The 13,716-nt window shown below is 51.5% G+C and carries 11 protein-coding genes and 1 other RNA gene; 5 read left to right on the forward strand and 7 right to left on the reverse strand.

Annotated features, from left to right (window positions below):
- Positions 1-609: 609 nt before the first annotated feature.
- Entirely contained in the window at positions 610-3,036 is a 2,427-nt protein-coding gene (gene topA, locus EL645_RS20150) for a type I DNA topoisomerase (RefSeq protein WP_126552167.1), read from the forward strand.
- A gap of 105 nt (positions 3,037-3,141) precedes the next feature.
- Positions 3,142-4,227, forward strand: a complete 1,086-nt coding sequence (locus EL645_RS20155; protein ID WP_126554290.1) for an isocitrate/isopropylmalate dehydrogenase family protein — start codon at positions 3,142-3,144, stop codon at positions 4,225-4,227.
- Between the two features lie 107 nt (positions 4,228-4,334).
- On the opposite strand, the gene glpX is transcribed toward EL645_RS20155, so the two are convergent.
- Positions 4,335-5,339 carry a class II fructose-bisphosphatase gene (gene glpX, locus EL645_RS20160; protein ID WP_126552168.1) on the reverse strand — a complete coding sequence of 335 codons (1,005 nt, stop codon included), beginning with the start codon at positions 5,337-5,339 and terminating at the stop codon, positions 4,335-4,337.
- 21 nt (positions 5,340-5,360) lie between these two features.
- The gene (gene gmk / locus EL645_RS20165) at positions 5,361-6,005 is read right to left on the reverse strand and encodes a guanylate kinase (protein WP_126552169.1); all 645 of its coding nucleotides are present in this window, start codon (positions 6,003-6,005) and stop codon (positions 5,361-5,363) included.
- Between the two features lie 315 nt (positions 6,006-6,320).
- Here gmk and EL645_RS20170 point away from each other — a divergent pair, with 315 nt between their 5' ends.
- Positions 6,321-8,303: an Rqc2 family fibronectin-binding protein gene (locus tag EL645_RS20170; protein WP_126552170.1), complete on the forward strand. Its 1,983-nt coding sequence runs from the start codon at positions 6,321-6,323 to the stop codon at positions 8,301-8,303.
- On the opposite strand, the gene rpoN is transcribed toward EL645_RS20170, so the two are convergent.
- The 3 genes from rpoN to EL645_RS20185 all read right to left on the reverse strand — a co-directional run bounded on the left by rpoN (position 8,283) and on the right by EL645_RS20185 (position 10,613).
- Complete coding sequence (gene rpoN, locus EL645_RS20175; RefSeq protein WP_126552171.1) at positions 8,283-9,767, reverse strand: RNA polymerase factor sigma-54; 1,485 nt, start codon at positions 9,765-9,767, stop codon at positions 8,283-8,285. The two genes, EL645_RS20170 and rpoN, sit on opposite strands and share 21 nt — an antisense overlap.
- A gap of 166 nt (positions 9,768-9,933) precedes the next feature.
- Positions 9,934-10,206, reverse strand: coding sequence for a putative dsRNA-binding protein (locus EL645_RS20180; protein WP_161977524.1), 273 nt, complete (start codon positions 10,204-10,206; stop codon positions 9,934-9,936).
- Positions 10,182-10,613, reverse strand: coding sequence for a ribonuclease III family protein (locus EL645_RS20185; protein ID WP_126552173.1), 432 nt, complete (start codon positions 10,611-10,613; stop codon positions 10,182-10,184). The genes EL645_RS20180 and EL645_RS20185 overlap by 25 nt, the downstream gene beginning before the upstream one ends.
- Before the next feature lie 608 nt (positions 10,614-11,221).
- On the opposite strand from EL645_RS20185, the gene rnpB reads away from it, so the two are divergent.
- Together rnpB and EL645_RS20195 are read left to right on the forward strand one after the other, a co-directional pair.
- Positions 11,222-11,601: RNase P RNA component class A (gene rnpB / locus EL645_RS20190), an RNA gene on the forward strand.
- Between the two features lie 238 nt (positions 11,602-11,839).
- Positions 11,840-12,064 (forward strand): hypothetical protein, encoded by a 225-nt coding sequence (locus tag EL645_RS20195; protein WP_136625249.1) that lies wholly within the window; start codon positions 11,840-11,842, stop codon positions 12,062-12,064.
- Here the strand turns inward: EL645_RS20195 and EL645_RS20200 are convergent.
- Positions 12,054-12,254: a hypothetical protein gene (locus EL645_RS20200; protein WP_126552175.1), complete on the reverse strand. Its 201-nt coding sequence runs from the start codon at positions 12,252-12,254 to the stop codon at positions 12,054-12,056. The genes EL645_RS20195 and EL645_RS20200 overlap by 11 nt on opposite strands.
- Positions 12,255-12,498: 244 nt before the next feature.
- Positions 12,499-13,650, reverse strand: a complete 1,152-nt coding sequence (locus EL645_RS20205; RefSeq protein ID WP_126552176.1) for a glycerate kinase — start codon at positions 13,648-13,650, stop codon at positions 12,499-12,501.
- Positions 13,651-13,716 lie beyond the last annotated feature (66 nt).

Here is a 13,716-nt window from a genome sequence, read left to right on the forward strand (position 1 = left end):
TTGCAGCAAATGTTCGGAGCACATTTGCTGCAACGCACCATAAAACCAGTTCGGGCGCGCCAGCGCACGTACGCACGGGAGCAAACTGATTCCCATGAGATGGGAATCAATCGTTTTCTTGGGTGTGTGATGTGAAGAGCTGGCGGTTGCGGCCACCAGCTCTTCACATCACACACCCAACCCGGCGCCGCAGGCGCCAAAGAGGGAATTGGAAAGTCCCAGGTCAAATGTATGGTAAAGAGAGACTCATTGATGAGTAGAGTACTCTTGTCTTAGTGTGATAATGATATATATGCTAATAAAAATCAACTCTTGCCATATATGGTATGCTTCAAAAGAAATTTTTGATGCGCTCCTTCACCTTGCTTGGGATGAGAACCCGCACGTCGTACTCTGAGCGGGGTTCTGGAACATTGTTCCTGGCGACATGTCAAATTGAGGTGTGGCTATGTTGGGAGGATTGATGATTGGCTACAGACAAAGAGTTTGATTAGATGTAATTTAAGATAGAATGCCTACTTGTCAAGATATGCTATTCTATCCATTAAGACGAACACTCATGAAATATGTGCGGGTTTTGTTCAGTAACGAAGGTCAGGTAACAACTCAATGGCGAAAAAATTGGTAATTGTCGAGTCACCGGCCAAAGCAAAAACAATCGAGAAGTTTCTTGGTCGCGATTTTGAGGTCCGTGCTTCCATGGGCCATATCATTGATCTGCCCAAAAAAGGGCTGGGTGTCAATACGCGCAAAGACTTTGCTCCTAAATATGAAGTTATCGAGAAGAAAGACAAGTTGATCGACGAGCTAAAAGCTGCGTCTAAACGTGCCGATGAAGTGTACCTGGCCCCCGATCCTGACCGTGAAGGTGAATTCATTGCCTGGTCGCTTAAAAATATTCTGGAATTGCAGAATCCTCGTCGCGCTGTTTTTAATGAGATTACTAAACGCGCGGTCCAGGAGGCGATTCGCAAGCCTCGGCAGATCAATGAAGACCTCTTTAACGCTCAGCAGGCGCGCCGTGTTCTCGATCGTTTGGTGGGCTATAAAATTAGCCCTTTGCTCTGGCGGCGTATTCAATCTGGGACGAGCGCGGGACGCGTTCAGTCAGTTGCTCTGCGTGTGATCTGTGATCGTGAGGCGGAGGTGCGCGCTTTTGTGCCAGAGGAATACTGGAGTATTATTGCGACCCTGAGTAAGCAGAAGCAAAAAGAGCGCTTTGAGGCTACGTTGATTTCGCGCCTCAAAGATGTGGATGCTTTGAACAGTGAGGATGCTTCTGCCGATGGGGAGGAGCCAGCAGCGACTGAGACCAACGGGTCCAATGGCGCGAAGTCGGCCAGGCCAAATAAAGGTCGTATTAAGATTTCTTCTAAGGAAGAGGCCGATGCAATTCTGCAGGATTTGCAGGGCGCTAGCTATAATGTGCTGAAGTATGATGAGCGTGAACAGCGCCGTCAGCCACCTCTGCCTTATACCACCAGTACTATGCAGCAGGATGCGTCGTTGCGCTTGTACTTTAAGCCGAAGAAGACGATGAGCCTGGCACAGCAGTTGTATGAAGGTATGGAGCTGGGTGAGCGTGGCCATCAAGGCCTTATCACCTATATGCGTACTGATTCAACGCGTATCTCCAATGAGGCCCAGGAGATGGTCAAGGCGCATATTGCGCAGTCCTTTGGTGATCCCTATGTGGGCCAAGGGCGTGTGGGTAAGTCTAAAGCTACGACACAGGATGCGCACGAGGCTATTCGTCCAACCGACGTTTCTCTGACGCCACAGATTGTGAAGTCACATCTCTCGGCTGATCAGTTTAAGCTGTACAATCTGATCTGGCGCCGTTTCGTCGCTAGCTTTATGACGGCGGCTATCTTTGATACGGTACGTGCCGATATCGTGGCCAAACAATATGTGTTCCGGGCTACCGGTTCGAACCTTAAATTTCAGGGTTTCTATGCTGTCTGGTCGCGTGAAGAAGATGAGAAGTTGCTGCCGGTCATGAAGCTTAATGAAAGCTTGAATTGTCATGGCCTGAAGCCAGAACAGCATTTTACTCAGCCACCACCCCGTTTCTCTGAGGCAAGCTTAATTAAAGAGCTGGAAGAGCTGGGCATTGGCCGCCCAAGTACGTATGTTCCGATTATTAGTACGATCCAGGATCGTGGCTATGTTGACCAGGAGCAGCGGCGTTTCGTTCCAACCTGGTTGGGTGAGACGATCAATGAAGTAATGAATAAGCATTTTCCAAATATCGTGGATACCGGCTTTACGGCCGATATGGAGCGTAAACTGGATGATGTTGAGGATGGTAAGCGTTCCTGGATTGAGTTCCTGAGCACTTTCTACGGCGATTTTAAGTCGACGATGGAAAAAGCTGAGGCGGAGATGAACCGGGTTCAGAAGCCGCTAGAAGAAACTGATGAGGTGTGCCCGGATTGTGGCCGCAATCTGGTTATTCGGACCGGTCGCTTTGGACGCTTTATCTCTTGCTCAGGTTTCCCGGAGTGTAGCTATCGTCGCTCGGTGGTGAACAAGACGGGTGCGCTTTGTCCTCAGTGCGGCGGCGATCTGGTTGAACGCAAGACGCGTCAGAAAAAGCGTCTCTTCTATGGCTGTGGTAACTATCCAACCTGCAACTTTGCTATCTGGGAGCGGCCGGTACCCGAGTTGTGTCCTAACTGCGGTGGTTTGATGGTGGTTCCAAAGGGCAGCCAGGAGCCGGTTTGCTATAACGAGGTGATTGCCGTTCAGCGTGGAGCTGAGGAGAAGCCTTTGCAAGATGGGACCGCTACTCCTGCGCGCGCCAGCCGTAAGAAAACAGCGGCGACCGCTGAGAAGGCTACCACAACCAGGCGTACCACGCGTAAAAAAGCTGCTGAGCCAGCTAAAAATGGTACAGAAAAGAAGGCTGCGGTAAAGAAAACGACGAAACGCGCCACTTCCAGTACGCGCACGACCAAGACACCTGCACGTCGGGCAACAACGGCTGTGAAAGCAGCAAGCACTGCAGGTCGGCAAACAAAGGCTACGAAGTAATCAAAAAAGCAGAACGATTAGCAGAAAGTGTGATATAATCGGAAAATAATTTATTCTCTTCCAAATCCCAAACCAAGGGGAGTTCTGCTTATTATGGAGGATTACATGCCGCATGCAGTGACGCTGATCCCCGGCGATGGAACTGGGCCCGAAATTGCTGAGGCGACCTGTCGTGTGCTGGAGGCGACTGGTGTACAGTTCAGTTGGGATATGCAGCAGGCAGGAGTGGAAACGCTGGCAAAACAAGGGACTGTTTTGCCAGATGAGGTGATTGAGTCTATCAAGCGCACAAAAGTTGGGCTTAAGGGGCCGATAACGACTCCCGTAGGCAAAGGGCAGCGTAGTGCTAATGTTACGTTGCGTAAAAGGCTTGATCTCTACGCCAATTTGCGTCCCGCCAAAACGTATCAAGGTCTTCGTTCTCGCTATGAGAATATTGACCTGGTTATTGTACGTGAGAATACTGAAGATCTCTATGCTGGTATTGAATTCCAGCGTGGAACCCCTGAATATGAAGAACTGCTAGAGCTGATCGGCCGTACGACGGGGCATCAGATCGACCCCAATTCCGCGATGAGTATTAAGTATATCTCCGTTGCTGCGACCCGGCGCATTGTGAAGTTCGCGTTTGAGTATGCTCGTGCTAATAAGCGGCGTAAGGTGACCGCTGTACATAAGGCTAATATTATGCGACTCTCAGATGGGTTGTTTTTATCGACCGCCCATGAGGTAGCCAAAGAATATCCAGATATTCAATATGAGGACCGCATTGTTGATAATATGTGCATGCAGTTAGTACAAAAGCCTGAACTATATGATGTATTGGTTCTTCCCAACCTCTATGGTGATATTATCTCCGATTTGTCTGCAGGTCTAATTGGCGGCCTGGGCGTGGCTCCTGGCGCAAATATTGGCAATAATTATGCTGTTTTTGAGCCAGTTCATGGTAGCGCTCCTAAATATGCCGGTCAAAATAAAGTTAACCCGATGGCGATGATGTTCTCTGGCGTGATGATGTTACGCCATCTGGAAGAGAGAGAAGCCGCTAATCGCTTAGAAAAGGCTTTGATGCAGATATTAGCCGAAGGGAAATCAGTAACATATGATTTGAAGCCGCGTCCCGATGATCCGTCAGCGGTGGGTACATCTCAAGTTGCCGATGCAGTCATTGAACGTCTACGTTGTCTGTAACTGATAAAAGACGAGAATGCGCCAGCTATTTGCAGAATAGTTGACGCATTCTCGTCTTTTGTGTTTCAGAGACATCAGTATCGGGTGTCTCAAATGGCCTGCTTTATTTAGCCCTGCACGACGCCTTTGCGCCATTTGTGGCGAGCCTGGATGTAGCGGACGGTACCTGAGTGTGAGCGCATCATAATGGAGGATGTGCGAGCGCCCCAGCCAAAGTATTGCACGCCGTCGAGCAGGTCACCGCTGGTAATTCCGGTGGCGGCAAAGCTGACATCGTTGCTGCTTACCAGGTCTTCGGTGCGATAAACCTTGTCCATATCGATACCGTCAGCTTTGAAGCGTGCGCGCTCCTCTTCTGTGCGTGGCCAGATTTTACACTGAATCTCACCACCCAGACATTTTAAGGCGGCGGCGGCCAGCACTGCTTCTGGCGCTCCACCAATACCCAGCATGATATCGATGCCACGATAATCTTCCATAGCGGCCTGAATAGCTGCGGCCACGTCACCATCGGTGATCAAGCGAATGCGAGCACCGGCTTCGCGCACCTGGCGAATGATGTCCTGGTGGCGTGGACGATCCAGAATCACTGCGGTCAGATCATCGATGCGCGATTGACGGGCACGTGCGATACGATCCAGGTTGACTGCGACTGGAGCATTGATGTCAATGACGTTTTTCATGGCGGGCCCGACGGCAATTTTTTCCATGTAATAGACTCCCGGAGGGGCTGAGTACATGCTGCCGCGCTCGGCTGTCGCGATGACGGCCAGGGCACCCGGCAGACCGAGGGCCAGCAGGCGCGTCCCATCGACTGGATCTACCGCCACGTCTACTTCAGGCTTATTGCCATTGCCAATCTCTTCACCGATATAGAGCATAGGCGCTTCGTCTTTCTCACCCTCGCCAATTACCACCACACCATGCATATCCACGCCGTCGACCGCATGACGCATGGCGTCCACTGCTGCCTGGTCGACCATCTCTTTGTTGCCTTTACCCATCCAACGACCGGCACTCAAGGCGGCCGCCTCGGTCACGCGGATAAGTTCCATTCCTAAATTGCGCTCAATCGTGCGCGAAGGTTCAAAACGTTCCTCTTCTGATAACATTGTAAAATCCCTTTGTGTGTTTTATATTTGTACGTATCGCGGGCGAGTGCGGCAATGCTCTGCTTGCATAATCGCTTGCAGGCGCTCTACAGCTTCGGAGAGACGCCCCTGGCGGTTCACAATGACGTAATCATAGTGTTCTTGCTGTGCCAACTCGTGCTGCGCGTCAGTGAGTCGGCGTTTTCGCTCTTCCTCTGTCTCTGTCTGGCGATGTGCCAGGCGTTCGACAAGTTCTTCAACTGAGCCCGGAACAAGGAAGATATAGATAGCACCTGGGACCTTCTCTCTCACTGTCGCCGCGCCCTGCACATCAATTTTGAGTAATACATCGCGTCCTTTTTGTAAATTGTCCGCGATCTGCTGTACAGGTTGCCCATACCAGTTGCCATGAACCTGTGCGTACTCAATGAGTTCGTTCTGTGCAATCATGGCCTCAAATTGTTCATGATTGACAAAATAATAGGGATTGCCTTCGCTTTCACCGGGCCGTGGCGCTCTGGTTGTTACCGAAGCGACCACGTGGAAATCAAGTCCTTTTTTCTTCAGGGCGTTGATTACGGTGTCCTTTCCGGTACCGGATGGGGCGGAAAGGACAAAGAGCAATCCTGGCTTTTTGGCTTCAGCCTGGTCTGATTGTGACGATGGTGATTGAGTCTCAAGTTGCATGCTTTTCTTCCTGCTGTTGCTCAAATAGAGAGAGGATTAGTGTACGAACAAACATCTCTTTGTTATACTTTAATTTATGTCTGCGAGCACAATGGCAAAGAAAAGCCACATGAATCTCAGAAAGTTTGAGTCAGTGCGTGCTTGCACTACTATTGTACAACACTGCAGGGTATCTCGAAAGTCGAGTTTTACAAATACACCTGGTGCTGGCGCCCCGTGGTGCCGCCTGCCGGGGGTCAGGGGAGCGTCCCCTGAGTTTTCCCCCACCCATTCTTTCCCGCCGTAGGCGGGTGCGGAAATAGATCGGAAGTTGCTATGTATGTAGATGCTATAACTCTTGCTGCCGTTGCTGATGAATGGCGTAAACTGCTGGTAGGGGCGCGTATTGATACGATTATTCAGCCGACCGAACATGCAGTAGCCCTGCAATGTTATGCGCCTGGGGCTCAGGGTGAGGGAGGAAAAAATCGCTGGATCTATCTCTCCGCCCACCCCCAGTTTGCTCGTGCCCATATTACGGCGTTAAAGCCGCAGAGGATCGCCAGTGAACCTCCCGCTTTTGTGATGCTTTTGCGTAAACATCTGGAGGGCGCTCGTATCGAGTCGATTGGCCACCCACGCTGGGAACGTGTGCTGGAGATTGTTGCTGGTTATCGTAAGAGTCCCGATAGTGAGGAGCGTATTCGTTTCCGTATCATTATCGAGGCCATGGGACGGCTTAGCAATATTATTTTCTGCGATGAGCAGGGAATGATCCTGGGCAGCTTGAAGCGTGTGGGCTCTGATGTTAATCGCTATCGTGTGGTGGCCGCTGGCCTGCCCTATGTGCCGCCCCCACCTCAGCAGCGAACGTTGGCTGGTCAGCAGTTGCCTCGCCTGGAGCCGACCACCGTTACGGCTGCTCAACTGGCTATCTGCGCGGCTGATGAGACGACTCCGGAAGAGACGCAACCCCAACCTAAAAAGCGTAAACGAGCCCCTGAACAGCCCAAGCTCTGGCAATTATTGTCCCACCACGTGCTTGGTTGCAGCCCCTTGCTGGCACGTGAGGCCGTGTTCCGCACTACTGAGGATGCTGAGACGCCGCTGGCGCAGGTTGAGCAGGCTGTCTGGGAAGAGCTGGCCTGGAATGTGAGAGACCTTACTGCCACTTATGAGAATCATCGCTGGCAGCCCCAGTTGATTGAGCGGCGCCTGTCGGTCGATGAGCAACAGAACGCGTTTGCGATCGCGGGCGAGGAGCGCTATGTGCCCCTGGCCTTTGCTGCCTATGTGCTTGAGCAGTACGCCGCCCGGCCAGATATACGTCTGCGGGAGTCACCTTCAATCAATGTTTTGCTGGATGAGTATTTTGCCCGTGCTGAGTGGCGCGATGCCGTGGATACGCTACGGGCTCCTTTACGGAAGATCCTGCAAACCAATATTGAGCGCTGTAAACGCAAAGCTGAACTACTGCAGCAAGAGATGGCTAATTCGGCGGAGGCTGCCAGCTATCGTTTGTATGGCGAGTTGCTCCTGGCCCATCAACATGAGGTTGAGCAGGGGCCGACCAGTATTGTGCTGGATAATTACTTTGAGCAGGATCCCACAGGGGATACGCAGAAGGTGACGGTACCTCTGGACCCGCGCTTTGATGCGGTGACGAATGCGAATCGTAACTTCAATAAGTATCATAAGCTACGCCGTGCGCTCGAGCTAGTTCCGGGACAAATTGAGCAGAATGATACTGAGCTTGCTACCCTGGAGCAGTTTTTTGCGGATCTCAAACTGGCGGAGAATGCCGCTGAGATCGCCCACGTTAAGGCTGAAGTACAGGCTGCGGGTTATATCCGTGGTAAGGCTGCGGTGGATAAGAAGGCGCTCAAAGCGGCTAAAAAGGGCAAGGGGGGCAAAGCTACTAAAGGGAAACCTACGGCCCCTGGTGGTGGTGTCCCTCTGCATTTTCAGAGCCGCGAGGGTTTCACTTTGCTGGTAGGTAAAAATAGCCGCCAGAATGAGGAAGTGACCTTCCGCCAGGCGACCTCCAATGATATGTGGCTGCATGCTCGTGGCGTGGCTGGTGCCCATGTGATCATCAAGGCCGCTGGCCGCGAGATTCCACGCAGTACAATCGATCAGGCCGCCAGCCTGGCTGCCTACTATAGTGAGGCTCGTGGGACGACCAGCGCGCCCGTCGATTATACGCTACAGCGGCATGTTCGCCATATGAAGGGTGGCGGACCCGGTATGGTGATCTATGAGCGTGAGCATACCATCTATATTGAGCCGGATAAGGCGCTAGCCTTGCTTAAGGCATGAGCCCTGGCCCGAGCCACGCTCACGCGATGAGCCGATCCCCATTTCTTCGCGATATTTCGCAATGGTGCGCCGCGCCAGCGGAATATCGCGAGCCGTCAGGATATGGGCCAGTTCTTCATCGCTTAACCTGTGCTTGGGGTTTTCGGCCTGGATGAGCTCGCGTAATATGTATTTGATGCGTAATGAGCCGTCGAAGAAATCGGCGATGGGAATCAAGCTGCCATTGGGAAGCAGGGCATATTTGTTGGCCGTCGCCCGGCTCACGGTGCCTTCATCTAGATGCAGGATCGAGGCAACTTCGGCCCGTGTCAGTGGATAGAGATACAGGATCCCTTTTTCTAGAAAGTCTTTTTGATGGCTGATGACGATCTCTGCCACCCGTTTCAGGGTGCGCCAGCGGCGATGAATACAGTCCACGAAGAACTTGGCCCGGTCGCGATTTTGATACATATACTTTTGGACATCTTTATTTGTTTCGCGCACTGCCTGATTGTTTTGATCTGGATAGTGGGTCTCGATGCGGAAGTTATAGCGTTTCTCCTCCATCAACTCGACTTCAAAGCCGTTTTCACCCTGGCGAATGATGATATCGGGATGGATGTAAGAGGTGCTGCTGCCTAGAGGGGTATCGTTATTGGTTGAATGATAGATGTAGCTGGGGAAGGGATGCAGCATGTTGCCTATATAGTCACTTGCCTGGCGCACCTCAGATTCAGGAACTTTTAGTTTGCGGGCGATCTCTGCCAATTGATTGCGTTTAAGTTGTTCAAGGTATTGGTCGATAATTATATGGGTCAAGTGATGGGGGGGATGTTGTTCACTCACGGCTGCGAGTTGGAGCAGCAGGCACTCACGTAGATTGCGGGCGCCTATCCCGATCGGTTCTAGCGTTTGCAACTGGCTAAGTACATACTCTACACGCTCCAGTGGAACCTGTAGATGTTCGGCAACCTCTTGCACGCTTATCTCCAGATATCCTCTGCCATTGAGATTGCCTACCAGTTGCTCGGCGATCAAGCCGTCTTCGGGTGCTACCAGCGCCTCTAATTGGCGTAACAGATTTTCGCTTAATGTTTCGCTGGTCGGTATGAGGGCCATGGGATCATATGCATCATCGTTATCGGCTTCTGTAAAGCCGTAGTTATCACTATCGTAGAAGAAAAGTTGTTGCTCCCATTGATTCTCTGAAGTGATGTTCTGGGGAGGAGTTTCAGGTGTAAATGCCAGCTGTGGCGTATTTTGTATGATGCGGCCACAGACTGTACAAGATGGCCCATATAAGGGTGTGGAGCAGAACAGGCAGATGCGCTGTTCTGTTACTTCGAGCGCGGGATTCTCCGTTTGTTCTTGATTGATGGTGCGCTCAAGCTCATCTGATGAGAGATGGAGTATCGTACTCGATGTGACGAGCCGAGCACTTATTCTGACGTTCTGGTCGGTTCTTGGCGTTTGTTCCAATCGCATACACTTACCCTACCTATCCCCTTTTCGCGCCTCTGTACTTGTATTATTTTTGTGTTTTTTTGTAAAAAACAATCGTCAGCGCCGCTCAATCGTGTTGCATAGTAGTATGAATAAGACCGTTTAGCCTCTCAGGCGACTGCGCTCATCCGATTGAATGGCATAGCGGTTAAATCCAGCCACGGCTGACAAGGGCACCACGCGCGGCTTCTTGTTCTGCCGTTTGTTTGTTGCGGCCTTGCCCCCGGCCTGCCACGCGATCTCCTAGCATGACTTCAACCGTGAACTCTCGATTGTGTGAAGGTCCTTCCTGACTGACCAGGCGATAAGAAGGGGTAATCCCTTCGTGGGCCTGTGCCAATTCTTGAAATAACGATTTATTATCCTTAAACAGACGTTTGGTTATAATGGTATGAGCTAATGGATCCAGGCGCGGTAACAAGAATTGTCGTGCCACCTCCAGGCCCTGATCCAGATAGATTGCGCCCAGCACAGCTTCAAAGGCTGAGGCTTGCACACGTTGTCCGCCCCGCTATGCTGCTCGCCTTTTCCCATTAATAGGAACTTGCCCAGATTGATCTCGTTCGCAAACTTTGCCAGCGTCTCTGTCCTCACCAGCACTGCACGAACATCGGTCAATTCACCCTCACTTAAATCAGGGAATGTGCGATAGAGGAAGTCCGCACTGATCAAAGCAAGGATTGAATCGCCCAGAAATTCCAGGCGCTCATTTGAGCTTTGACCTACCCCTGGCGTTTCATAAATATATGAGCGATGTGTCAGGGCTAATCTCAGGAGTTTAGGGTCCTGAAACTTTACCCCTAAAATCTCTTCTAATTGTTCATGCATCAATGTACCTCTACTGTTACACTGGTCCCGTCAGAGATAATATACCTCATTGAGATGCCAGAACTTTACTTCTGGGTCCAGCGCCACAAGTGTTGACCAGGAGTGCCGGATCGATAGCGCGCAGGCTGCCATCAGCTATATGAGTATCCCAGAGTGTTTAACGCTCATCCTCGTCTTAATATGTCTCAACGTGTTGCTGCTTGCCTCATAGCATTTCAGATATTTCATCGTCTTAATTAAACAGAGAATCTCAAGCAGAACATTTAGATATGAAACTTTCTATAAGATCTATTGTATTTTTGTTTGTAGCCGTCATTGTAACGCGTTTTGGATGGAACCGCAACGCTCCTATCTAGGAATATCCGGTTGTATAAGAGCGAATAGAACGTATTCGATCTTCTGCTCATATATGCGCATGAAAGCTTTGCAGGGCTATTTCATGTTTCTCTTTGGCGCCGCAGGCGCCGGGTTGGGGTGTGGAGTGTGGTAGGCGGCCGCAGCCGCCTCCACACCTGAAAGATGTACATTCTCTGGACGAACAGTAAAAACCCTGAATGCTTTGTGGCTAGACTGTTCCAGCGAGATATGATACTCTATGGGCGTGGGTTTGAGGAAGACAGGTAATCGCGGATCAATTGATCCGAGGAAAGTCCGAACTCCATAGAGCGAAGATGCTGGCTAACGGCCAGTGAGGGTGACCTCAAGGAAAGTGCAACAGAAACATACCGCCCGGGTTTATGCTCGGGTAAGGGCGAAATGGTGAGGTAAGAGCTCACCAGCAGCCAGGTGACTGGCTGGCTGGGCAAACCCCATCTGGAGCAAGACTAAACAGAAGGGACTGGTCTTTGACCAGGCAGGTTGCTCGCCTGTTAACCTTCGGGTTGGTCGCTTGAGGCGATGGGTAACCATCGTCCTAGATAGATGATTACCGCCCATTCAGGCGCAAGCCTGAGTGAGTACAAAATTCGGCTTACGGCTTCCTCAAACCACCCACACCACCCACCAAAAAACAATACCCTTAAAATAAATCTAACAGCGGGGATGCAAAGGGTGGCCAGCCTCTATTGTGCAGGCAACCTGCCACAGCGGGGATGCAAGGGGTGGCTAGCCTCTATCGTGCACAGAGGGGATGCAAGGGGTGGCCAGCCCCTATCGTGCAGGCAACCTGCCACAGCGGGGATGCAAGGGGTGGCTAGCCTCTATCGTGCACAGAGGGGATGCAAGGGGTGGCTAGCCTCTATCGTGCAGGCAACCTGCCACAGCCGGGGATGCAAGGGGCGGCCAGCCCCTTGACTGGAGGCTATGCCCCAACCTCTATCAGGTGCAGGCAACCTGTCACAGCCGGGGATGCAAGGGGCGGCCAGCCCCTTGACTGGGGGCCTGGGGGCTGTGCCCCCAACCTCCTCCATTTTCGTGCCGCCGCAGGCGGCACGAAAACCACTAACTTCTAATACGATCGTGATCAATCAACCAACGAATAAAATCTAAACGGCGGCTCTCCTGAAGAATCTCACGATATTCAGTCTGCTCGGTAACATGATCTTTCATATGAACAAGTTGCGCTGCTTCAATTTCTGAAAATCCCATGGAGAGTAAACTTTGAAAGTCAGCTCTTTCGGCCGCATATGAATATTCTGGCATAATGACAAGCTCCCTTTAGTATAAAACCGAACAAACTACATAGTATTTTTTGAGCTGTTGCCGAGACCTCTAGCGGACTGCGTGACACGTAGGCGCATGAAAGCCTCTTTCTATATACAACGTGTTCCTTTCGCGAATTATTTCTTGCGCTACGAACATCTGTACAAAAGAAGATTTCACCAAACTAATTTTTGCTATCAATAGAATAAACGTTCAGTATGAGAAGGAATAACAGTTGACCTTACTATGCTTCGCCTTTGAATTGTCTTCCCATATTGAAGAGTCTCAGTGCTCGTTCGGCTGCCTGGCTCGTCAATGATGCAGCATGCTCCATTGCATAGACTAATGACATAGGACCAGTGGGTAATACTATAAGGCCATCAATACCGAGATCGTAAATACCTCTATAATTCTTTCCCAATCCTCCTGCCACTGCCAGCACTGGCAATTTATAGGCTCTGGCCAGTCCGGCGATGGCCCCGACGCTTTTCCCATAGGCGGTCTGCTCATCGAGCTGGCCCTCAGCGGTAATCACCAGATCGCTGTTTTTCATATATTCTTCGACACGCAACGCTTCTAAAATAATCTGAGCGCCGGCTCGCAGATTGGCACCCAGGAAGGCCAGCATTCCAGCGCCCAGGCCTCCAGCGGCACCGGAGCCGGGAATATCCGCCACGCTTTGTTTGAGTTCGTGTTGGATAATGTGCGCATAGTGGGCCAGGGCGGCATCCAGTTCCTCCACCATGGCTGGTGTGGCGCCTTTCTGGGGACCATAAATCGCGGAGGCTCCTGTGGGTCCACACAAGGGATTGGTGACATCGCAGGCTACGTCAAAAGCACATTCTTTGATGCGCGGGTCCAGTTTGCTGGTATCGATCCGGGCGAGCCTGGCCAGGGCGGCCCCGCCAAATGGCAAGGAGGCACTGTCGGCATCCAGGAACTCGACCCCTAATGCCTGGGCCATGCCTGCCCCTCCATCGTTCGTGGCGCTTCCGCCAATGCCAAGGATAAAATGTCGGCAGCCTTGATCCAGGGCGGCTGTGATCAGTTCTCCCACACCATAGGTGGTTGTTAGCAATGGATTCCTTTGCTCGGCGGCCACCAGCGGTAAACCAGAACTGGCCGCCATTTCAATTACGGCCGTCTGGCCATCTCCTGTTAAACCATAGAAGGCTTCTACTGGCTCACCCAGTGGTCCGGTAACCGTTTGCCTGTGGAGTTGTCCATGGGTCGCGTCTACCAGGGCCTGTACCGTCCCTTCGCCACCATCGGCGATCGGGATGATGGTCAGGTTGGCGGCAGGGAAAACGCTAAGCACTCCCTGCGCAATGGCTGCCCCCGTCTCGGCGGCGCTAAGGCTACCCTTCAACGCCTGGGGAGCAATGAGAATACGCATGGTATCACTCCTTTTATCTTCTCTATATTGATCGTTTTGTTTGCATTATATCAAATAGCCATGGAC

Origin of the sequence: Dictyobacter kobayashii (genome assembly GCF_003967555.1) — a bacterium.
GTDB classification, from domain to species: Bacteria; Chloroflexota; Ktedonobacteria; order Ktedonobacterales; family Ktedonobacteraceae; genus Dictyobacter; species Dictyobacter kobayashii.

Coding starts and splice junctions, on each gene's coding strand:
- topA (WP_126552167.1), top strand. CDS start 610: ATGGCGAAAAAATTGGTAATTGTCGAGTCACCGGCCAAAGCAAAAACA.
- EL645_RS20200 (WP_126552175.1), bottom strand. CDS start 12,254: ATGCCAGAATATTCATATGCGGCCGAAAGAGCTGACTTTCAAAGTTTA.
- EL645_RS20185 (WP_126552173.1), bottom strand. CDS start 10,613: ATGCATGAACAATTAGAAGAGATTTTAGGGGTAAAGTTTCAGGACCCT.
- rpoN (WP_126552171.1), bottom strand. CDS start 9,767: ATGCGATTGGAACAAACGCCAAGAACCGACCAGAACGTCAGAATAAGT.
- EL645_RS20155 (WP_126554290.1), top strand. CDS start 3,142: ATGCCGCATGCAGTGACGCTGATCCCCGGCGATGGAACTGGGCCCGAA.
- glpX (WP_126552168.1), bottom strand. CDS start 5,339: ATGTTATCAGAAGAGGAACGTTTTGAACCTTCGCGCACGATTGAGCGC.
- EL645_RS20205 (WP_126552176.1), bottom strand. CDS start 13,650: ATGCGTATTCTCATTGCTCCCCAGGCGTTGAAGGGTAGCCTTAGCGCC.
- gmk (WP_126552169.1), bottom strand. CDS start 6,005: ATGCAACTTGAGACTCAATCACCATCGTCACAATCAGACCAGGCTGAA.
- EL645_RS20170 (WP_126552170.1), top strand. CDS start 6,321: ATGTATGTAGATGCTATAACTCTTGCTGCCGTTGCTGATGAATGGCGT.